22 protein-coding genes, 1 tRNA gene, 1 riboswitch and 1 other annotated feature are annotated in these 21,954 nt (G+C 36.4%); of the genes, 18 read left to right on the top strand and 5 right to left on the bottom strand.

Annotated features, from left to right (window positions below; translation table 11 throughout):
• Positions 1 to 38: 38 nt before the first annotated feature.
• The 8 genes from dnaB to JJQ93_RS09880 all read left to right on the top strand — a co-directional run bounded on the left by dnaB (position 39) and on the right by JJQ93_RS09880 (position 8,650).
• The gene (gene dnaB / locus JJQ93_RS09915; RefSeq protein ID WP_013789101.1) at positions 39 to 1,367 is read left to right on the top strand and encodes a replicative DNA helicase; all 1,329 of its coding nucleotides are present in this window, start codon (positions 39 to 41) and stop codon (positions 1,365 to 1,367) included.
• Positions 1,368 to 1,383: 16 nt separating this feature from the next.
• On the top strand, positions 1,384 to 2,061 hold the full coding sequence (locus tag JJQ93_RS09910) for a Crp/Fnr family transcriptional regulator (protein WP_274893673.1): 678 nt from the start codon (positions 1,384 to 1,386) through the stop codon (positions 2,059 to 2,061).
• A gap of 47 nt (positions 2,062 to 2,108) precedes the next feature.
• Positions 2,109 to 2,271: riboswitch (M-box (ykoK) riboswitch) on the top strand.
• Positions 2,272 to 2,440: 169 nt separating this feature from the next.
• On the top strand, positions 2,441 to 3,691 hold the full coding sequence (locus JJQ93_RS09905; protein WP_274893670.1) for a magnesium transporter: 1,251 nt from the start codon (positions 2,441 to 2,443) through the stop codon (positions 3,689 to 3,691).
• Positions 3,692 to 3,697: 6 nt separating this feature from the next.
• Positions 3,698 to 4,933 carry an Nramp family divalent metal transporter gene (locus tag JJQ93_RS09900; protein ID WP_274893669.1) on the top strand — a complete coding sequence of 412 codons (1,236 nt, stop codon included), beginning with the start codon at positions 3,698 to 3,700 and terminating at the stop codon, positions 4,931 to 4,933.
• 126 nt (positions 4,934 to 5,059) lie between these two features.
• Positions 5,060 to 5,734, top strand: coding sequence for a response regulator transcription factor (locus JJQ93_RS09895; RefSeq protein WP_274893668.1), 675 nt, complete (start codon positions 5,060 to 5,062; stop codon positions 5,732 to 5,734).
• Complete coding sequence (locus tag JJQ93_RS09890) at positions 5,734 to 7,101, top strand: sensor histidine kinase (RefSeq protein WP_014757463.1); 1,368 nt, start codon at positions 5,734 to 5,736, stop codon at positions 7,099 to 7,101. The genes JJQ93_RS09895 and JJQ93_RS09890 overlap by 1 nt, the downstream gene beginning before the upstream one ends.
• 79 nt (positions 7,102 to 7,180) lie before the next feature.
• Complete coding sequence (locus JJQ93_RS09885) at positions 7,181 to 7,351, top strand: XapX domain-containing protein (protein WP_014757462.1); 171 nt, start codon at positions 7,181 to 7,183, stop codon at positions 7,349 to 7,351.
• 54 nt (positions 7,352 to 7,405) lie between these two features.
• Entirely contained in the window at positions 7,406 to 8,650 is a 1,245-nt protein-coding gene (locus JJQ93_RS09880; RefSeq protein ID WP_274893666.1) for a methyl-accepting chemotaxis protein, read from the top strand.
• On the opposite strand, the gene JJQ93_RS09875 is transcribed toward JJQ93_RS09880, so the two are convergent.
• Both JJQ93_RS09875 and JJQ93_RS09870 read right to left on the bottom strand, forming a co-directional pair.
• Entirely contained in the window at positions 8,637 to 9,053 is a 417-nt protein-coding gene (locus tag JJQ93_RS09875) for a threonine/serine exporter family protein (RefSeq protein WP_085113217.1), read from the bottom strand. The two genes, JJQ93_RS09880 and JJQ93_RS09875, sit on opposite strands and share 14 nt — an antisense overlap.
• A complete protein-coding gene (locus tag JJQ93_RS09870; RefSeq protein WP_274893665.1) occupies positions 9,050 to 9,817 on the bottom strand; it encodes a threonine/serine exporter family protein in 768 nt (255 codons plus the stop codon). Before JJQ93_RS09870 ends, JJQ93_RS09875 begins: the two co-directional genes overlap by 4 nt.
• A gap of 273 nt (positions 9,818 to 10,090) precedes the next feature.
• Between JJQ93_RS09870 and JJQ93_RS09865 the strand changes: the two genes are divergently transcribed.
• The 3 genes from JJQ93_RS09865 (at position 10,091) to JJQ93_RS09855 (ending at position 12,932) form a co-directional block, all read left to right on the top strand.
• A complete protein-coding gene (locus tag JJQ93_RS09865; protein WP_274893664.1) occupies positions 10,091 to 11,470 on the top strand; it encodes an NAD(P)/FAD-dependent oxidoreductase in 1,380 nt (459 codons plus the stop codon).
• A 16-nt stretch (positions 11,471 to 11,486) separates the two neighbouring features.
• Complete coding sequence (locus JJQ93_RS09860) at positions 11,487 to 12,773, top strand: adenylosuccinate synthase (protein WP_274893663.1); 1,287 nt, start codon at positions 11,487 to 11,489, stop codon at positions 12,771 to 12,773.
• 86 nt (positions 12,774 to 12,859) lie between these two features.
• Positions 12,860 to 12,932, top strand: a tRNA-Thr gene (locus JJQ93_RS09855).
• Between the two features lie 61 nt (positions 12,933 to 12,993).
• On the opposite strand, the gene JJQ93_RS09850 is transcribed toward JJQ93_RS09855, so the two are convergent.
• Entirely contained in the window at positions 12,994 to 13,218 is a 225-nt protein-coding gene (locus JJQ93_RS09850) for a tyrosine-type recombinase/integrase (RefSeq protein WP_274893662.1), read from the bottom strand.
• 405 nt (positions 13,219 to 13,623) lie between these two features.
• On the opposite strand from JJQ93_RS09850, the gene JJQ93_RS09845 reads away from it, so the two are divergent.
• From JJQ93_RS09845 to JJQ93_RS09815, 7 genes are all read left to right on the top strand, one after another.
• Positions 13,624 to 14,730, top strand: a complete 1,107-nt coding sequence (locus JJQ93_RS09845; RefSeq protein WP_274893661.1) for a carbohydrate kinase — start codon at positions 13,624 to 13,626, stop codon at positions 14,728 to 14,730.
• On the top strand, positions 14,723 to 15,637 hold the full coding sequence (locus JJQ93_RS09840) for a pseudouridine-5'-phosphate glycosidase (RefSeq protein WP_274893660.1): 915 nt from the start codon (positions 14,723 to 14,725) through the stop codon (positions 15,635 to 15,637). Before JJQ93_RS09845 ends, JJQ93_RS09840 begins: the two co-directional genes overlap by 8 nt.
• Positions 15,638 to 15,870: 233 nt before the next feature.
• Positions 15,871 to 17,037 carry an amidohydrolase gene (locus JJQ93_RS09835; RefSeq protein WP_274893659.1) on the top strand — a complete coding sequence of 389 codons (1,167 nt, stop codon included), beginning with the start codon at positions 15,871 to 15,873 and terminating at the stop codon, positions 17,035 to 17,037.
• Between the two features lie 62 nt (positions 17,038 to 17,099).
• Entirely contained in the window at positions 17,100 to 17,258 is a 159-nt protein-coding gene (locus JJQ93_RS09830; protein ID WP_168170209.1) for a hypothetical protein, read from the top strand.
• 418 nt (positions 17,259 to 17,676) lie between these two features.
• Positions 17,677 to 18,297, top strand: coding sequence for a trimeric intracellular cation channel family protein (locus JJQ93_RS09825; RefSeq protein WP_085113534.1), 621 nt, complete (start codon positions 17,677 to 17,679; stop codon positions 18,295 to 18,297).
• A 472-nt stretch (positions 18,298 to 18,769) separates the two neighbouring features.
• Positions 18,770 to 18,985, top strand: a complete 216-nt coding sequence (locus JJQ93_RS09820) for a YgaP family membrane protein (protein WP_085113533.1) — start codon at positions 18,770 to 18,772, stop codon at positions 18,983 to 18,985.
• A 74-nt stretch (positions 18,986 to 19,059) separates the two neighbouring features.
• On the top strand, positions 19,060 to 19,731 hold the full coding sequence (locus JJQ93_RS09815; RefSeq protein ID WP_274893658.1) for a hypothetical protein: 672 nt from the start codon (positions 19,060 to 19,062) through the stop codon (positions 19,729 to 19,731).
• Positions 19,732 to 19,793: 62 nt separating this feature from the next.
• Here JJQ93_RS09815 and JJQ93_RS09810 read toward each other — a convergent pair whose 3' ends face one another.
• Together JJQ93_RS09810 and ytaF are read right to left on the bottom strand one after the other, a co-directional pair.
• A complete protein-coding gene (locus JJQ93_RS09810) occupies positions 19,794 to 20,846 on the bottom strand; it encodes a DUF1646 family protein (protein ID WP_274893657.1) in 1,053 nt (350 codons plus the stop codon).
• Positions 20,847 to 20,915: 69 nt separating this feature from the next.
• Positions 20,916 to 20,964 (bottom strand) — a sequence feature (sodium ion sensor (DUF1646 type); this cis-regulatory element may regulate processes involved in with the transportation of sodium ions).
• Positions 20,965 to 21,276: 312 nt separating this feature from the next.
• On the bottom strand, positions 21,277 to 21,888 hold the full coding sequence (ytaF, locus tag JJQ93_RS09805) for a sporulation membrane protein YtaF (protein ID WP_274893656.1): 612 nt from the start codon (positions 21,886 to 21,888) through the stop codon (positions 21,277 to 21,279).
• Positions 21,889 to 21,954 lie beyond the last annotated feature (66 nt).

Raw genomic sequence — 21,954 nt, 5'->3', positions numbered from 1 at the left:
AAATACACAAAGTTTTGGACTTTTAAGGGGGGAATGAGATGGAGTGGAATAAAATCCCTCCTCAAAATATAGAGGCAGAACAGGCTGTCTTAGGTGCAATGCTTTTGTCCAGAGATGCCATAATCGATGCATCAGAGATAGTAAAAGCAGATGATTTTTACAAGGAGTCAAATAAAAAGCTTTTTACCATAATGATGGATATGTTTGAAAAGAATATACCTGTCGATTTGGTTACGGTGGTTGATGAGCTGAGAAGGCAAAATATGTTGGAGGCGGTAGGAGGGCTTGACTACATAACGAATCTGTCATCCAGCATAGTGACTACTGCCAACGTGTCGTATTATGCAAAGATGATTAGAGAGAAGGCGACATTGAGGCGCCTTATCCAAGCTTCATCAGAGATAATGGAGTTAAGCTATGAAGGCGGCGATCTTCACGATGTGTTGGATACGGCTGAGCAGAAGATATTTGACATAGCACAAGGCAGAAACACCGAAAACTTCTATCCTATTAAAGATGTGTTGATGGACACATTTTACAACATAGAAAATCTTTATAAAAATAAAGGACATCTTACTGGTGTGCCATCTGGCTTTCCCGATTTAGACTTGAAGACGTCTGGCTTTCAGCCATCTGATTTTATACTTCTTGCTGCAAGGCCATCTATGGGTAAAACTTCCTTTGCCTTAAATATTGCGGAAAATGCCGCATTGGCACTGAAAAAACCTGTTGCCATATTTAGCCTTGAGATGTCTAAAGAGCAACTTGTAAGTAGGCTAATATGTTCTACGGCAAACATAGACAGCCAAAAGCTTAGAACGGGAAATTTAGATGACGACGACTGGCCAAGGCTTGCTGCTGCGATGGCTCCTCTTTCTACAGCGCCTATATACATTGACGATACACCTGGCATATCAGTCATGGACATAAGGGCAAAGTGTCGAAGACTGAAGCTGGAGAAGGGGTTGTCTTTAGTGTTAATAGACTATTTGCAGCTTATGCAAGGAAGGGGAAACTCGGAAAGCCGGCAGCAGGAGGTTTCTGAAATATCAAGGTCATTAAAAGGGCTTGCGAGGGAGCTGCAAGTTCCTATAATAACGCTTTCGCAGCTATCCCGTGCACCTGAAGCCAGATCCGATCATAGACCGATTTTAAGCGATTTAAGAGAGTCAGGTGCGATTGAGCAGGACGCTGATATAGTCATGTTTCTTTACAGAGATGATTACTACAACAAGGATTCTGAAAAGAAAAACATCGCAGAGCTTATTATAGCAAAGCACAGAAACGGTCCTACAGGTACCATAGAGCTTCTATGGATGGGCCAGTACACGAAATTTGTAAGTATAGATAAATACAGGACAGAGTAGTCAAGAGGGTATTTTTATGGGTGATTATGATTATTTAAAAAAGATACCGTATTTCAATGTCTTAAGCGAAAGCTCTTTATTTGAGATCAATAAAATAGCTGTGGAGAAGGAGTACAAAAAAAACACCGTCATATTTTACGAAGGCGACGAAGGTGACGCCATATATTTTGTAAAAAAGGGGAAAGTCAAGATATCCAAAATATCACAACAAGGCAGAGAGCATATAATAAGAATAATGGAGGATGGAGATATTTTTGCCGAGTCCCTTCTGTTTATAGGTGGCAAGTATCCAGCTACTGCAGAGACCATAGAGGATTCAAAGATTATTATGCTTAAGAATAAAGACGTAGAAAACTTGATACTAAACAATAATGAAGTAGCCTTAAGCATAATAAAGCTAATGGCAAAAAGACTCCAAAATGTGGCGGTCATAATAGAGAACTTAGCGCTTAAAGATTCTCTCGGCAGGACGGTTTCTATTCTTCTGACGTTTGCCAGAGAAAAAGGCATACAAGGCAAAGATGGCATAGCCATAGAATTAAACTTAAGCAGGCAAGATCTTGCAAACATGGTAGGCACGTCTCGAGAAAATATGACAAGAATCTTAAGCCAGTTAGACAAGGAAGGAGTCATAAAGCTGGAACGACATGCCATAATAATAAAAGATGTAAATGCATTAAAAAATTTGTCATAAATTTGTTGTAGTTATATTCAATGTGTGCTATAATTTATATGCAATTGAATAAAGTTCGTTAAGTGAGGCTCCTATGCGGATACATGCTGATGCCCGGAAACATCGAGAGATGCCAATGGGTCAACAGATTCTACCGTTACAAGGTTTAATCTAATTCAGCCGGTACTACCTATGCCGCATAGTGCTAAAACCCAACGAGTGTGTTGAGATTAGAGCCTTTTACGTTTTGTAAAAGGCTTAAATTTTTTAAAGGCAGGTGGTAAAGATGGACTCTGGCCCTTATAGTCATAAGCGAATAAAATTTAATAATTCAAAAAAGAATATGAGGGAGGAGTCTATCTTGCCTTAAAACTCCTCCCTTAGAAAAGGAGGTAGTGAAATGCCAATTTTAAGCCTTTATTTAAGCAGGATTTTAGGCAATAAGATATTGCTTAAAAATGGTGAAGTTTTAGGTAAACTCAAGGATATTGGAGTATCAACAGAGTTGACGCATCCAATTGCAATATCCATGTTGGTAAAGACGAAATCTGGCGTCAAAGAGTACAAGTGGGAAAACATAAAGATAACGAAAAAATTTGGGCAGTACGAGCTTATGTGCACAGAGCCAATAGAGGCAAATGGCATTAAAGATGTCTTGTACTTGTCAAAAAATGTCTTAGATAAACAGATTATCGACGTGAATGGAAGGAAAGTAGTAAGAGTCAATGATATAAGGCTGGCACTTTTAGATAAAGGTTTGTTTGCGATTGCTGTCGATATAGGCGTTGAAGGCATATTGAGAAGACTTGGACTTGCAAAGCCTTTAAAGAGGATATTAAAGAGATTTGGCAAAACTATATCCAGCAAATTCATACTTTGGGAAGATATAGAGACGATTACTCGCTCGAGAGAAAACATAATGCTGTCAAAGACGTATCACAAGCTGGCCACACTTCACCCTTCCGACCTTGCGGATATAATAGAAGATCTGGATTTTAAAGCCGGCATAGATATATTCTCCAGCTTAGAGCACGGAAGAGCCGCAGATGTGCTGGAGGAAATGGAGACAGATACTCAAAGAAGCATATTAAACGAGCTGCCTGTCTCTAAAGCTGCGGACATATTGGAAGAAATGCCTGCAGATGAAGTTGCAGACATACTGGATGATCTGAATGAAGAAAAAGTAGAAGAACTGTTGAATGAGATGGAAAACAATGCGTCGCTGGAAGTCAGAGAGCTGATGGAATACCCGGAGTATGCCGTTGGAAGCTTGATGACCACCGACTTTGTGGCATTTGAAAATACGCTTTCCGTTGAGGAGGCAATAAAGGAGCTTAGGCTTTTAAAACCAGATGAAGATATCATTTATTACATCTATATAGTTGATGAATCAAATAGGCTTTTAGGTGCAGTTACGCTTAGAGATTTGGTGATTTCAGAGCCTAATACCCTATTAAATGAAATCATGAACAAGGACATCATCTACACCCGAGATATGGATTCAATAAAATCCCTCATAAAGACAGTGACAAAGTACAATTTGGTAGCGATTCCCGTTGTGGATGAAGATATGAAGCTATTAGGCACTGTCCTTATAAATGATATAATATACGAACTTATGAGAAGTGGAAAGACGTACGCAAGGAGGTAGTGTGAAGTGACAAAGAGGAAGACATTTCTTACAAATTTGTTGATATTTTTGTCGATTTTGGGGCCAGGTATAATCACAGGAAGTGTTGACAATGATGCAGGTGGCATAACCACTTATTCTGTGGCAGGTGCTACTTATGGATATAAATTGCTTTGGACATTGATACCGTCATTTATCGTCCTGATCGTCATACAGGAGATGAATGCCAGAATGGGTGTCGTGACGGGGAAAGGATTGGCAGACCTTATAAGGGAAAACTTCGGCGTAAGAGTCACGTTTTTCATTTTTCTCGGACTTCTTATCGCAGATATTGGAAATACCGCTACAGAGTTTGCCGGTGTGGCAGGCAGCATGGAGATCTTCGGCATAAGCAAGTATATAATGGTGCCATTGGCCGCTTTAGCTGTGTGGCTTTTAATCGTCAAAGGCAATTATACTGTAGCAGAAAAAGTGTTTTTGATATTCAGCGTTTTTTTGCTATCATACGTCATATCAGCCCTTCTGTCACATCCAGATTGGAAGGCTGTAGGCCAATCCATCATAAAACCCACCATGTCATTTAAAACAGACTATTTAAGCATGGTAATAGGAATTGTAGGTACTACGATAGCTCCTTGGATGCAATTTTACATGCAATCATCGGTTATAGAAAAGGGCATAAAGATAGACGATTATAAGTATACAATTTGGGACGTTGTGATAGGCTGTATCGCAACAGTTGTTGTAGCTTTTTTCATAATAGTTGCCTGTGCATCTACTCTTAATGTGAATGGCATAAAAATAAATGAGGCTAAAGATGCAGCCATGGCTTTAAGGCCGCTGGCTGGTGAGCTGGCATCAGGCGTATTTGCATTTGGGCTCTTTATAGCATCCATCTTTTCCGCTGCCATACTTCCAGTTGCTACAGCATTTTACATCTGTGAAGCGTTTGGGTTTGAAGCAGGCATAGACAAAAGGCTTGATGAAGCACCGGAATTTTATACGCTTTTTACAGCCATAATAATAATAGCAGTTGCCATCATATTGATTCCACATGCGCCCCTTATTACAATCACAATTTGGACGCAGGTTTTAAATGGAATCTTGTTGCCGGTGGTGTTGATTTCCATGATGCTTCTTGTAAACAACAAGGAAATAATGGGGAAATACGTAAATAATCCTTTGAAAAACGTCATCGGCTGGAGCACCACGATAATTTTAATAGGACTGACTGCTGTTTTAATGTTCTTTTCATTTGTTTAAAATAGAGATCAAGAGAAATATGGCGGGTAACCGCCTTTTATTTTTTGCCGTAATATGATTAAAATATATAGTATACGATATTGTTTTTGATATCTTATGATGTTAAATTAGATGTGAGGTGGTAATATGCCAGAACTTATATATATAGTAGATGATGATAAGAATATAAGAGACCTCATGGTTAAGTACGTTGAAAAAGAAGGGTATACCGTCAAAGCATTTGAAAATGCTGAATCGGTTCTGGAAAATTTCGAAAAAGACAAGCCTGATATGCTTATACTGGACATAATGATGCCAGGCATGGATGGATACGAGCTTTGTAGAGAAATAAGGAAGAAAAGCGACGTGCCGATAATAATCGTTTCAGCAAGAGATGAAGATTTAGATAAAATACTTGGCTTAGAATTAGGCTCAGACGATTACATCGCAAAGCCTTTTTCGCCCAGAGAGCTTATAGCCAGAATGAAATCCGTATTTAGAAGGGTTAAAACGCCTAAAAGAAACGACGAGATAAGGATAAAAGATATCGTCATTGTGCCTGATGAGAGGAAAGTAATATACAATGGGGAAGAAATAGGGTTTACTTCCATGGAATTTGAGCTTATACAGTTTTTAGCCAAAAATGCAAATAAAGCTTTTACGAGAGAACAGCTTTTAGAGAAGGTATGGAAGTATGACTCTTTTACGGAGACGAGGGCTGTAGACGACATGGTGAAACGAATAAGGAAAAAATTGCAAAGCTACGGGTGCGAATTTAATATATCAACCATTTGGGGATATGGTTATAAGGTGGAATCGTGATGTCTATTAGGTTTAAACTAATTATTTCATATATATTGCTTATTTTTATCTCTTTCTCTATAATAGGTGTATTTTTCAACCTGATGATAAGGGATTTTTTGATAAATGAAGCCAGGCAAAATCTCATAAGGCAAGGATCTGTCATACAGCGGCTTTACAATGGAAGGATAAGCACTCCAGAGGCGCTGCAATCCATAAGGTACATGCCTAAGTTTTGGGTAGGAGGAAGGATTTTAGATGGCGACCTTATAGTTGTGGATTTAAACGGCGATATCGTGTATTCATCAAGGCAAAATCCTTTTGGCAAAGAAAACAGGTTGGAGTACGCAATACTCGATAAAATAACAAAAGAAGGCTCATACAACAGCATAAAGATTGGAAACACAGATGTGGTGGCTGCAGTCTTTCCAATAATAAGCAACTTAAACGGAAAAGTCATCGGCTCTATCGTCATGTATACGCTTGTAAAAGGCATAAAGATAGCATCCCTTCAAATAGTAGGCGTTTTGTTAAAGGGGATTTTGCTTTCTGGCATTGTCTCATTGATAATAGGTTACTTTCTTTCCAGGTCAATCTCTGCCCCCATCGCAAAGCTTACAGAAGTGGTGGAAAAAATAAAGGACAAGAAGTTTGGCGAGAAGGTAAACGTAAAGTCAGATGGGGAAATAAAGCTTTTGGCAGATGCCTTTAATGAAATGTCTGTAGAGCTTAGGAATTATTACACATCTCAGAGGCGGTTTTTGCAAAATGCTTCACATGAGCTAAAGACCCCGCTTATGTCTATACAAGGTTATGCAGAAGGCATAAAAGATGGTGTCATAGAAAAAGACGATATACCAAAATCACTTGATATAATCATAGATGAAAGCAAAAGATTGAGGGATATAGTAAACGACTTGATGTACCTGACAAAAATTGAAACACATCAAGAAGGAATAAAAAAGCATAAAGAGTATCTAAAGGACATTTTTGAGGAATGCATAGAAAAGATAATGCCTCAGCTAAACAAGAAAAACATAAAAATAAGCTTAAATGGCGACGATGCAAACGTAAAATGCGACAGAAAAAAACTCATGCAATCTTTTATGAATATATTAAGCAATGGTGTAAGGTATGCCAAGACGTCTATTGATATAGAGATTAAGAAGATAAAGGATTATGTGGAGATAAAAATAAAAAACGACGGCAGGAAATTTACTGACGAAGAGCTTAAGAATATGTTTGAGAGATTTTATAAGGGTGATGAAGGCGAGACAGGCTTGGGGCTGGCTATAACTAAAGCCATAATCGAATGGCATGAAGGCACTATAGAAGCATTCAATACGGATGGCGGCGTATGCTTTTTGATAAAACTAAATGCTGTGTAGGCAAATAATTTTTGTGGTATAATATAAAAGCTCTAAACTTTACAAGAGTAATGTCGATAATGGTAAGTGAGGTGTTAAATTGAAAGCGTCGATTTTAGCATTATTTACGGGTTTTTTGGTAGGCGTGATTTTCTCATTTTTAAAGCTGCCATTGCCTGCGCCAAACGTTCTTCCTGGTATTGCAGGAATCGTAGGCATATACTTAGGCGGTCAGCTATTTGTGTATCTGATGAGGCTTTTAGGTAGATAGTTTAAAAGACTCTTAAAAAAGTAGGGGAAACAATATAAGTTAGGGGGTATATGGATGAGAAGTGTATTTTGGAGACTGATGCTTTCATTTATAGTTGTAGCTCTTATTCCTCTTGCAGGAACATATCACTATGTATTAGATGACAAAAGTGCCGGTGTATTTATCTTTGTAGCTGCAGCGTCGTTTTTATTATCAATATTATTTTCAATATACATATCTTTTACGATTACGAAGCCTATATCAAGGCTTAAAGAGGGATTTAAAAAGCTTTCAGATGGCAATTTCAATGCCAATGTCGCAAAAGGCCGCAATGATGAGATTGGCTCTTTGATAGAAAGCTACAATCAGATGGTAGATAAGATTAAAGGCATAATCAAAAATGTCACTGAATTTGCAAAGAGTGCAGAAGCTACAGTAAGCAAGTTTACAGAGTCAATAGAGGAAGCAAACAATACATTTACTCAGATAGCCAAAGCAGTAGAAGAAATAGCACAAGGTTCTTCCGAACAGGCGAAAGATGCTTCAAATGCAGCAGAAATGGCTCAAAAGATGGGCCAAAACATAGACGAATCTGCAAATTACTTTAAAGCTGTTGAAGAGTCTACAAACAATGCCAATAGAGTAAGCCAAAACGGCATAGAGACCATAAATTCACTTAAGGAAAAGACGGCAGAAACGAAAAACTCCATCGACAGCGTCGTCACTGAGATAAACGAATTGCAGTCTAACTCAAGGCAGATAGAGAAGATCATAGAAGTAATCACAGGTATATCCGATCAGACAAACTTGCTGGCTTTGAACGCAGCCATTGAAGCTGCAAGAGCTGGTGAAGCAGGCAAAGGATTTGCGGTCGTAGCTGAAGAAGTGAGAAACTTGGCTGAACAGTCAAGGGAAGCTGCGGCTGAGATAGCGAAGATAATAAGCACTATAAAACAGAAGACAGATGCTACAGTGCAGCAGGCAAGCGCTGTTAAAGAAATAGCCGATGAGCAATCGAATCAAGTTGAAACTACAGCACAGGCGTTTAACGAAATAAAGTCCTCTATCGACACAATAACGAAAAATACTCGAGTCTTGAATGATGCTGTAATAGGTCTTACTGAGTACAAAAATGAGATAATATCATCAATTGAGAATATATCTGCAGTTTCAGAGGAAACTGCTGCATCGACGGAAGAGGTATCGGCATCAACAGAGGAGCAGTCTAAGTTTATACAAGACATAAAGGATAATCTTGAAGGCTTATTGGTTACTGTAAGAGAGCTTGACAAGGAGCTTTCAAAGATCACCGTCTCATAATCCTGGCAAATGAGATCACAAACATAAGTCCGGCGGCTATTGCCAAAGCGATGCCGATGGTTTGCAGGCCTAAATCAAAGGCCTGTTTATTATTGCCCTGAATTATGGCAAGGACAGTCTTATAAGAATACGCACCAGGAACAAGAGGTATTATGCCTGGAATGACAAATATGGTGGTGGGGTACTTTTTCTTCTGAGCGAATATTTCCCCCATTATGCCTATAAAAAGCGATGCTATAAATGTAGCGGCTATGGTTGAAGGGTATATCTTCATGACAAGCAGGTAACCAGCCCATCCCACTGCACCTGAAAGGCCCGATACAACAATGGCATCAAGCGGCACATTGAATAAAAACGCGAATCCTGCTGTTGCTAAAAATCCGAAGAAAATCTGCTGTATCATAATTTACCTCCAATCACGTACCAAATATTTAGAACGACCCCTACTCCGGCAGCTATACTTATGGCAGACATTCCGGCTTCAACGCCTCTTGATACGGCTGAAATCAAGTCACCCCATATAGCATCCCTGACTGCATTCGTTATGGCCACTCCTGGCAGCAATGTGACAATTGATCCTATTATTATGCCGTTTAAAGTGCCTATTGCGAAGTGAGAAAACGCCAAACCTAATAATGCAGCAAATGCACTGCCTATGATGTTTATTATGAATGTAGAAAGTCGCAGCCTTTCAAAATACGTGACAATACACTGCAGTATTGTAGCTGTTATGAACGTAGGGATGAAATCTCTTATGGTGCTGCCTAAAAGCATGCCAGATGATGCTGCAGCAACGCCTGCAAAGAAAACTCTCAATAAAAAGCTGTATTTGCCCTTTGACCTAATTTTTATAAGTTCATCTGCGTATTTTGAAAAGTCAAGCGTATCTAAACTTTCTTTGCTGAATCTTCTGGATAAATCGTTGACAAGAGCTACTTTGTTTAAGTCGCTATCCCTCTGTTTTACTCTCGTTATCGTCGTCTCTATTTTTCCGTTGTTTTCAATAGAAGCAAAGATTCCAGTAGGTGTTACAAATGTCTCCACTCTTTCGACTTTATTATTAAGCATCCTTTCTATAGTGTCTTCACTTCTATACGTTTCACCGCCGTTTTCGAGTATTGTTTTTCCGGCTATTACAGCAAATTTCAGTAGATCTTCATGGTTCAATTGCCCACATTCCTTTCATATCTAAACTCACAAGACTATTATATATTATTTTAAGCTATAAAAAAATGATGAATTTGGCTTTACCGTGTTAATGAAAAAAAGTATTTTAAATTTTATCGATATTTTGTCGAAAAATCGAGGCAAAAATCGATAAAAAACGAACTTTATATAAAAAATAATGAATATAATTCGTAAATTTAGTTGATTAAAATGATGATATCTGATAATATACTAAAGGGGATGTTGTTATACTATCAAAAAGGAGTGTTTTGAATGAAATCATACGATGTAATAATAGTCGGCGGTGGTCCGGCAGGACTTTTTGCATCCCTGGAATTGGTGAAGGAAAATAGTGGACTTAACATATTGCTTTTGGAAAAGGGAAGAGACATAAGAGGTAGACTTTGTCCCATAAGCCAGTATGGCTCAAAGTGTGCCAACTGCAAACCGTGCTCTATAACTTGTGGCATAGGTGGTGCAGGTGCATTTAGCGATGGAAAGCTTACTTTGACATCTGATTATGGTGGAGTATTGGACGAGTATATACCAAAAGGTGAGCTAAATGAGCTTATAAAGTATGTAGATGATATTTACGTAAACTTTGGTGGAACGAAAGAAGTTCATGGCACTGATAAAGCTAAAATAAGGGAAATAGAAAAAAGAGCTGCTGCGGCAGACTTGAAGTTAATCCCTGCTGTCATAAAGCATTTAGGGACGGAAAAGTGCTATGACATCATAAAAAATATAGAAGATTACTTGATGGATAAAATAGAGATAAAGACTAAAAAGATGGTCAAAGAGATATTGACAGAAGACGGCAAGGCGTGTGGGGTCGTTACAGATGATGGTGAGAAGTACTACTCAAAGTATGTGGTAGTAGTGCCTGGCAGAGAAGGAGCAGACTGGTTTAAAAAGGAATCTGAGAGATTGTCGCTGGAGACTAAAAACAATGCGGTTGATGTAGGCGTAAGAGTAGAGATTCCTGCTGTTGTGATGGAAGATATAACTGATGTCGTCTACGAGTCAAAGTTTATATACTACTCCAAATCATTTGATGACAGGGTTAGGACGTTTTGCATGAATCCTTACGGGAAAGTAGTGGTGGAAAACAACGATGGTCTAAAAACCGTAAACGGCCACAGCTATAAAGACATAAAGACAGATAATACAAACTTTGCGATATTGGTAAGCAAGGAATTTACGGAACCTTTTAAAGAACCTATAGCTTACGGAAAGTACATCGCATCGCTTGCAAATATGCTGGGAGATGGTGTCATCGTGCAAAGGCTTGGAGATCTTTTGTCTGGGAGAAGATCTACTCCAGAAAGGCTTAAAAGAGGTCTTGTAGAGCCTACACTAAAAGATGCTACACCTGGTGATTTAAGCCTCGTGTTGCCGTACAGATTTCTCCAGTCTATAGTGGAAATGCTTAAGGCTCTTGACAAAGTATCGCCAGGTATCTATTCGAAACATACGCTTTTATACGGTGTTGAGGTTAAGTTTTATTCTTCGAGGGTGAAACTTACAAATAAATTTGAGACCCAGATAGAAAATCTGTTTGCTGCCGGTGATGGTGCAGGCATCACAAGAGGACTTGCACAAGCGTCTGTATCAGGCATCGTTGTGGCAAGGGAAATTTTAAATAGAAAGTAGAGAAAGGGGCAAAATAATGTCAACGCTTGTAATAGTAGGTTCGCAGTGGGGCGACGAAGGAAAAGGAAAGATAACAGACTATTTGGCTGAAAAGGCCGATGTGGTTGTAAGGTATCAAGGCGGAAACAATGCAGGGCACACAGTTTTAAAAGATGGTGTTGAGTATAAACTTCACTTAATACCGTCTGGCATCTTGTACCCTGATAAGATATGTATTATAGGAAATGGCGTCGTTTTAAACCCTGGTTCTTTGATTTCTGAGATGAATGAGTTGAAAAGTCAAGGAGTAGATGTGAAAAATCTCAAAATCAGTGACAGAGCCCATATAGTCCTTCCGTACCACATTAAACTTGATGAATTAGAAGAAGTTTCAAAAGGCGAGAATGACATTGGCACAACAAAAAGAGGAATTGGACCATGTTATATGGATAAATCGGAGAGAATAGGGATAAGAGCTTGCGATCTTTTAGATGCGGAAGTGTTTAAAGAAAAATTGATGATAAATGTTAAGAAGAAAAATGAGACATTCAAAAAGATATACGGCGCATCTGAAATGAGCTTTGAAGAAATATACGAAGAATACATTGAATATGCAAAGATACTTAAGCCGTACATCGTAGACACGACTTCACTATTATACGATTTAATAAAGGAAGGAAAGAAGGTATTGTTTGAAGGTGCACAAGGAACACTTCTTGACATAGACTTAGGAACATATCCTTATGTGACAGCGTCACACCCCATATCGGGTGGAGTAACAGTTGGAGCGGGTATTGGCCCTACAATGATAGACGATGTGGTAGGCGTTGTGAAAGCATATACGACAAGGGTTGGAAAAGGACCATTTCCAACAGAGCTTTTAAATGAAGAAGGTGATCTTCTAAGAGAAAAGGGACATGAATATGGTACAACGACAGGAAGACCGAGAAGATGCGGATGGCTTGACATAGTCATAGTAAATTACGCCATAAGGCTTTCTGGCATAAGGTCATTTGCGCTTACTAAACTTGATACACTTACTGGACTTGAAAAGGTAAAGATATGCGTAGGATATAAGTTAAATGGAAGGATAATAAACACATTTCCAGCCAGCCTGAAAGATTTAGCTATTTGTGAGCCTGTATACGAAGAATTGGACGGATGGACTGAAGACATCACAAATGTAGAAAGATTTGAGGACTTGCCTCAAAACGCAAAGAAATATGTAGAAAGGATAGAAGAGCTTACAGGTATAAACGCTTCTATAATATCTGTAGGACCCGGCAGGGAGAAGACAATAATAAGAGAAGAACTGATGAAATAACCATCAGTTCCTCTCAAAAATTTTAAAAAAGGTGTTGACAGAGTGAAACTTACCCGGTATAATATATAACTGTCAGGGCGATAAATGCTGGCGTAGCTCAATCGGCAGAGCAGCTGACTTGTAATCAGCAGGTTGAAGGTTCGATTCCTTTCGCCAGCTCTCATTTTAAGAGGATTTCAGGGTATCGAGATTTGATCGATACCCTTTTTTGTATGCGAAATTAAAATAACATTTTTTCAAGTTTATCTGTTGCCTGTTTCTGCATGTCTGGTAGTACATGAGAATAGGTATCAAGCGTTAATGTAATGCTAGCATGACCTAATCTTTCACTAACTACTTTTGGATTTTCACCTATTGCTAATAATAGGGTAGCACATGTATGCCTTAAGTCATATAATCTTATATCGGACAAATCTTCTTTTCTGAGAAGTTTCTTTATAAGCATAAGCTTCTAAAAACTTTTTGGCTTTCTCTGGTGTTAATATTCCCATTTATTTCCGTACTATATTGAATAGAAATCACACAGGCATTAGGAAATTGAACGCCTCTAATATTCTTGTACAAGTTGGTTTAAATATCTGAAATGGTATACACTTATTGTAATAAGGCTAAACACTTAAATAATTTTAGTTCATCTATCTGACTTACAACTTATATAAAATTATCTAAATAAAAGGTGGTAAGAAAATCTAACTTAGATTTTAAAAAATTATCTTGACAGATGGAGGCATTATAGACAACCGTATTAATGATTGAAGTAAATTATTTTTATTGATGTGTTATAAGTATAGTGGTATAATATACTTGCAAGTGTTTGATAAACAAACAAATGTTGAATGGAGGTGATAAAGTGTCATTAACTAAAAGAGAAAAGGAAATATATGAGCACATTAAATCAAATCCAATGGTATCACAGGAAGAACTTGCAAATACGGTTGGTATTAGCCGCTCAGCTGTCGCGGGTCATATTGCCAATTTGATTAAAAAAGGCTATATAAACGGAAGAGGATATGTAGTAAACGACAAAAAGGGCGTAACTGTAATAGGTGGAGCTAACATTGATATAAAAGGTATGACATTTGATACTCTAAAAAAGCATACTTCAAATCCTGGCCATGTCGAAATTACTCTTGGTGGAGTTGGAAGAAATATAGCCAATAACCTTGCATTACTAGATGTTCCTGTGACTTTTTTGAGTATAGTAGGAAGTGACGATGAAGGTAAAAGAATTATAACAGAGACACGAAAAACGGGTGTTAATTGCGAACATATTGCTATCTCTAATGCAAAACACACCGGAATATATTTAGCAATTATCGATAATACAGGGGACATGGATATTGCATTATCAGGGATGGAAATTTTAGAAGAGTTGAATATTAAATATCTTGAAAAAAAAATAGATATTATTAATAACAGCAGAATTGTAGTCATAGATGCAAATATTCCTGAAGCATCTATTGAATATATTGTTGATGCATGTGCAAGAAAGAATATACCTGTACTTGCTGAACCAGTTTCTATTGATAAATCAAAAAAATTGAAAGAAGTACTGGGCAATATAGATTATATTACACCAAATAGAGATGAATTAGGGTCACTGTTGGAAACCGAGATAATTAACGATGATGACATGATAAAAGCGACAAAGGAAATAAGAAAATTGGGTACAAAAAATGTTATTGTGACACTTGGTGAAAGAGGTGTTTATATAAGCTCAGATGATTATGAAGGATATCTAGATTCATATAAGGTCAATGTCATTGATGCGACTGGCGCAGGTGACGCATTAACAGCTGGTTTCATCTATGGTATTATTAATGATATGTCTATAGAAGACTCTGCAAGATATGGAATAGCTGCTGCAACATTCACATTATCATCATCTGAAACTGTAAATCCATTTCTTAATAAAAAAATTTTAGATAAAATTGTAAAGGAGAATGAATATGTATAAATATTTAGAAATAAGTGAAGAAGTTAAAAGTGCGATTGATAAAGGACTTCCAGTAGTTGCTCTTGAATCAACCATTATTTCACATGGAATGCCATATCCAGAAAATATAAAAACAGCAAATATGCTGGAGGATATAATCAGGGATAATGGTGCTGTTCCGGCAACGATAGCCATAATTAATGGTAAAATAAAGATTGGAATAAATAAAGAAGAATTAGAATTTTTAGCAACATCAAAGGACATTTTAAAAGCTAGTAGAAGAGATATTCCATCAATAATAGCAAAAGGTTTAAGCGCTGCTACAACTGTTTCTGCAACAATGATTTGTGCTAACTTGGCTGGAATAAAGATATTTGTAACTGGAGGAATTGGTGGAGTGCATAGAGGCGCTGAACATACTTTTGATATTTCCGCAGATTTACAAGAGCTTGCAAAAACAAACGTAGCTGTGATATGTGCTGGTGCAAAAGCTATACTTGACTTGCCATTAACGCTTGAATATCTTGAAACACATGGTGTCCCTGTTTTAGGATTCAAAACAGATGAACTGCCAGCTTTTTATACTAAAAATAGTGGTCTTAAAGTTGATTATATGATAAATGATGAAATCGAAGCAGCTAAAATTATAAAGGCTAAGTGGGATCTTGGATTGAAAGGTGGATTAATCATCGCAAATCCTATACCTGAAGAGTATTCAATGAATAGAGAATATATTGAAAAAGCAATATATAAAGCTTTGGAAGAAGCAGATGCAAACAATATTAAAGGTAAGAAATTAACACCATTTCTTTTGGAGAAAATCAAGGATATAACATCTGGCGATAGCTTAAAAGCAAATATTGAACTAGTAAAGAATAATGCCATAGTAGGTGCAAAAATTGCAGTAGAACTAAATAAATTAAACTAATATTAAGAAACTTAGCTAATTGTTTTTGCAGGCAGTAAAAAATATGTAGAAACAGGTACTTAGTGTAAAGTCTTTTTAAGTAAAAAAGCAGGAAAATAGCGATAAAATGCAGAAACAAGACTGTTGGAACAATATCATCACTTGTTATTTTAGCGCTGGTACCAAAGGAAACTGAAGATATTTACAGCTACAAGTAAATGAGAATATTTAAAATATAGAAAGGGGTGTTTTTTATGTCAAATATATTAGATAAGGCTAAATCAATTGAAGATTATATTATAAGTTTCAGAAGAAGTTTACATGAGGAACCTGAACTTAGTGGACAGGAATTTAAAACTCAAGAAAAGATTATGAAAGAATTAGATAAGTTAGGAATACCATATAAGAAAGCGGGAAATACCTCTTTAATAGCTACATTAAAAGGTGGAAAAAGTGGAAAAACCGTAGCTTTAAGAGCAGACATAGATGCTCTTCCGATAAACGAGGAAACAAATGTTGAATTTAAATCTAAAACTCCTGGAGTGATGCATGCTTGTGGTCATGACGCCCATGCTTCTATGCTTCTTGGGGCTGCAAAAATTTTATCAGAAATGAAGGATGAAATACCAGGTGAGATAAGATTCTTCTTTCAGGAAGCTGAGGAAACATTCTCTGGCGCGAAAAAAATAATAGAAGCAGGCGAAATGGACGGGGTAGATGCATGTTTGGGCATGCATGGAATGCCAGAATTAGAAACAGGATATGTAAATATTGAACCAGGATATAGAATGGCAGGTTGTGATACTATTTATGTTAAGTTTGAAGGAGTATCAGGCCATGGCTCAGCACCGCATCTTGCAAAGGATACCATTCATCCTGCATGTATTTTTGTTACAGATCTCCAAGGAATAGTTGCTAAAAATGTTAATCCTCAGGAGCCAATAGTACTTTCTGTAGGAAAGTTCATTGGGGGTACAAAGGCCAATGTTATTAGTAAATATACAGATATTGAAATTTCAATGAGGTACTTTGACCCAAAAGTTAGGGAAACAGTTCATGAAGCAATAAAAAGACATGCAAAGGCCATTGCGGATGCCTATGAGCTTAAAGTTGACGTAAGAATAGAGGAAAGTGCTCTCAGCCTTTATAATGATCCAGAATTAGCAAAACTAGCTGACAAGTCTGCAACAAAAGTCTTTGGAAAAGGGAAAAATAAAACCTTACCTAGATATATGGGTTCAGAGGATATGCCATACTATTTCCAGCATGCTAAAGGAGTTTATGCATTCATTGGATATAGAAATGAGGAAAAAGAAGCTATATACTTCCCGCATCATGAGAAGTTCAAGATTGATGAAGACTACTTAAAGTATGGTACAGCATTATATGTACAATTTGCTTTGGACTTTTTAAATGAATAGTATAGTATCAACTATTATGCTACTTTCAATCGTGCAATTCAGCATTCATGAGGCATAATTGTTTGAGTGATTATAGCTACTGTAATCTGAAAATTTCTGCCTCATGGTTTTACGATAATTATAGTGAATATTATTTTAACTGCTACGACAGAAATTTTATTGTAAAAAACTATGCTGCAGCAAGCAATGTTTTTAATACCAGATGCGTTGTTACTAGCTGAAACTACTTCTAAGATAATTGGTATTACTTATTTTGCAACGGTACGTATTATAGATATTTTAGGTGGATCATTGATTTGACTAATTGAAAACACATATTTGAATTTTAAGATGGCTTATAATACAGCTTTAGGGGAAGTTCCCAATATTGAAGTACTGCTTGAATTGTTTTGGAAGGCAGTTTTTTTTCTTTGAGCATCTTAGCTATTTGCTTGATCAAATGTGTATGCAAGGTGAATATTTAAACACTCTGATAAAGAATTTAGTACAATTATTACTTGCTTTGAAACAAATAGAAGTAGCCGGTGAAAAAATAATTGCTGCAGCCTAAAAAATTTCTTATGTAGATGAAATACCACAAATCTACAAAGAAATAAATAATCTTTAAGGAAGCGCTAAGCGTATAAAAGAGGTGAAAAAATGTTTTTAATAAATTCTTTTGAAATAATAGGAACCATTGCTTTTGCTATTTCAGGTGCTTTAGTTGGAATTGAAAAGAAGCTTGATTTGTTCGGGGTTACTTTTTTAGCTGTTACAACAGCTGTAGGTGGTGGGATATTTAGAGATATAATAATAGGAAATATTCCCCCAACAGCTTATGTTAATCCCACATCTTGTATAATAAGTATTATAACTGCAATTGTAGTATTTTTCTTTTATGAAAAAATAAATAAGTTTGAAACAATGATAATGATATCAGATGCATTAGGACTTGGGGTTTTCACGGCAATTGGTTGTAGAACTGCAATTACACACAGCTACAGTAACGCCTTTATAGTAATTACTATGGGGCTAAGTACAGGAATTGGTGGAGGCATAGTAAGAGATGTTCTTGCCAAAAATGTTCCGCTAGTTTTAAAAAAAGAAATCTATGCTGTGGCATCAATTGTAGGTGCCTTATGCTTCTATTATATTCATGGATACTTGCCAGATATAATATCATTATACATTTGTTGTGCAATTGTATTTATCATAAGAATTTTGTCAATAATTTATAATTTAAACCTACCTGTGCGTAACGTGGAAGATAAAAAAAATTAAATATATAATCTTAAAGACTGATGACCATATGTAGGACAAACGCGAAAAAAACATTCCTACGTTTCAAATAAATAGCGCAGTTATTGCGTAAAAGTATATTTCATGCCCCACTTTATTCAAGGGGTTATTTTAATGCGTAAAAATGTCTTTATTCTACAACTTCATTAAGGCAGTGTTATACACAGATGAAGGATTAGTCTTAATCTCATTTGCAAATTGTCATGCCTATATATTGACTTCGTACTTGGGTACGTAGGTATTTTGCTATATACGAAAAGAAATCGAAAATGGCAAATAGTTTAGGCTACTTATTCGGAGAACAAAATACGTTAGACTGGAAATACGGAATAATAAATTTATATACTGATGCTGTAGGAAATAAAATTAATTATAAAAGTGCAAGCAATTTATTTGTTTTTTCTAATATTTGGATTATAATTATAATTAGATAAGGGAAAAAGGAGGTGTTAGCATGAAATCCAATGTAGGCAGTGTTGACAAAATAGTCAGATATGTAATCGGAATAATTCTTTTACTCTTGTTATTTATCTTAAAAGGCAATGCCAGATATTGGGGACTCCTTGGACTAATACCTATACTTACGGCTGCGTTTGGCTTTTGCCCTCTCTATAAAATTTTTGGCATAAGCACAGCAAAGAAAGAAAACGAGTCAGAGAAGAAAAACTAATATGCTGTATAGAATTGAGAGTGAGCGCAATACTCACCCTCAATTTTTTATAAATTTACCAAAAAGGTGATACAATGGATAAAATCTGTTTAGAACGATTTGATTCTTATGGATATGCTCGCTATATATGTACATCATGTTATCACTGTGAAAGCAAAATGGGTATAAGTTATTGCAGCATTAAGATGAGAGGATGTTGTTCGTATTTTCCGAAATTTGAGCTTATTGATATTCATAGGATGGTTAAATCAGCCGAAGGCCTTAATGTGCTAAACAGGATAATTGATAATCCAGGAACAGTAGTGTATAGTTATTACATTCACGCAAAGGGGTATTTTGACAAGGAAGGATATGAAAAGTATATAAAGACAAACGATGATGACAGTGGAATAAAAGACAAGACGATATTTTTTAGAGCTTGTCCCTTTGTGAAAAGTGGTTTTGGGTGCACACTACCTCCTGTTTATCGCAACTATGTCTGCAATTTTTTCATCTGCGACGAGGTCATGAGCAAGGTGACTGATGATGAAATTAAAGAGCGATATGTAAGGGAGAGAGAAAGATTTGTAAAATGGGCCGAATGGGAGAATAGATCGCTGGAGGCAATTTTGTCTGAGCGCCATATAAATTTGAGAAACAACTTGGATGAATGTATAAAAGTTTTACAAGATGTGCCTCTCACAATTTTCGAATTTGCACAATTAAAAGAGCTTAGTGTATTTGACACAGACGAAAAAGAAGCGTGATAAACGATAAGAAAAAGGTATGCTTGACTTTAGCATACCTTTTTTGTCAATATTAGAACCAGCTAAATGAAAACAAATATATAACAGACAACTAAAACAGCCATAGATATGGGAATCCCTATTTTGGCCCATTCTTTGCTTTTTATTTCCAGCTTTCCTGCTGATATGATATTCGGTATATTTCCGGGTATCAACATTCCGCCGCTAATTAAAAGTCCCATCAGAATAGCGCGGATGTGCTCAGGATCCATAGCAGGGCTTATTTCTGCTGCTGCTAATGTGGCATTGTCTAATACTGCTGAAATCATGTTTGCCCAGTATAAAAGCCGAACGTTCATGTGCATCACATAATTGTCAACCAACGGCTTAAATCCTGCACTTAAAAGCTCTAAAGCCAGCAAAAATATGAAGATTTTTATTGAACGGATGACGATAAACTTAATATTTTCTATTTGCCTAATTTCCATTTCTTCTTCTTTAAAATATTCTTCCTCTTTTTTTGGTTTCGCATTATCTGTAAATCTATTTACATAAAAAGCACCTAAAATACCCATTACAAAAATTGTAGGTACAATGTAAATGCCAATCGTCCTTAGAAGATAGAAGAAGTCTTTTTTTAAAGCAGATATTACCAATGTTGATAAAGGTTCTCCTACAGGTGTCAATGCTGCTCCTAAGCCAATCGAAAGGCATGCGATTACAGTGATGACCACTTTGTCTTTGTGATGTATTGGCAAGATGTGGACTATTTCAACTAAGACTAACGAGGCAACAATCGCAGTTATAATACTTGACGTAAGCCCTAATACGACTATTAAAATAAAGACAAAAATTTTAAGCGACATGTGTTTTAAAATTGACTTTACAAATTCTTTGATTTTATTTTTAAAAGTTTCAAATAGAAAACCACTTATAAAGACAGCAGCCGTTATAATGTACAAAAGATGGTTTTTTAATATATGTGATAAAAGATCAAGTGACATTGCACCTGATACGGTAACTGCGATGATGCCCATGACAAATAGAAAATATTCAATATTATCTTCTATTGCTTTTACAAAAAAAGGCACTGTTAGTATTATTAATAGTATTGCAAACAAAATAGCGTTAATCATGTAAATCACCTTTCTTTATTTTGTCCATGTAATAAAAAATAAAAAGGCAGAAAACTCATCGTGACGATGAGCTTCCCACCCTGGAAGCCAAAAATCTTGAAGCAAAAATTGCTCAACCGAAAAAAAACAATTATTAAACTAAATTGAATTGTATCACAAAAATTGTTTTAAATCAATATTCTATATTCTGTTGCAAAACACATAGGCGTTAGTCAAGATTTGTTTAATTGACCTCATGTGATTTCTTCACGTTTATAATCTGCCGCAACAAGTCTCGAAGCTTACAAATTGCTTCTTGGTACTGCATAAATGATAATACTTTTGTGTTAAATGGATATTATATGTATGTAAAATATGTTAAAAGTTTATTATGCAATTGTTAATCATGGCAAAATTTAAAAGGCATCGTTGTTGATGCCTTTTATAAGGATTATATTATCTGTTTTATGCCTATTAGTATCAATATAAGGCCGGCAATCACTGTCGCTTTTTTTCTAAAGTTCCATCTATTTAAAAAGTCTGTCACATAATTTCCAATCCACAAGGCGATAAAACTTATAAGAGCAGACAGAAAGCCTATAAAAAAAGAGTTAAGGCCTATCATGCCAGCGCTTAATCCGCCTCCAATATTGTTTATAGATAGAGCAATGCCGAGAAGTGTAGCTTCTTTGAAGTCTATATCTTTAGAATCGTCCACATCGGCTTTTTCAGGCTTTTTCAATATGTCGTATATGTTTTTTGCTTTATCGTCTATATCATAATGGCTATCGCTATTTTTTTTGAAATACGGCTCAATTGCTATCCAAAGTCCTATAGAGATAAAGAGTATCATGCTTAATATGGAACTTATGTGCTTACTAAACAGCCCAGATATTATGCTGCCGGATATGGCCGCTATGGATGATATTATAAATGTTATCAGGGATATCCACAAATTTTTTACTGCGGTGATTTTTATTCCTCTTACGCTGTAGGCTATTCTGACGCTTATGTTGTCTATGTTGTTGGCTAAAGCGATGAACAGTGAATAAATAAAGTGCATATTTTATCCCTCCTCTTTTAGATTCATAATCAATATATGTTGGGGAAGTAAATATGTGTTTCTACT

Origin of the sequence: Thermoanaerobacterium sp. R66, assembly GCF_028895185.1 — a bacterium.
In the GTDB taxonomy this organism is placed as follows: Bacteria; Bacillota; Thermoanaerobacteria; order Thermoanaerobacterales; family Thermoanaerobacteraceae; genus Thermoanaerobacterium.
The sequence above is the reverse complement of the archived record's forward strand: the minus strand, read 5'-3'. Positions and strand labels throughout refer to the sequence as shown.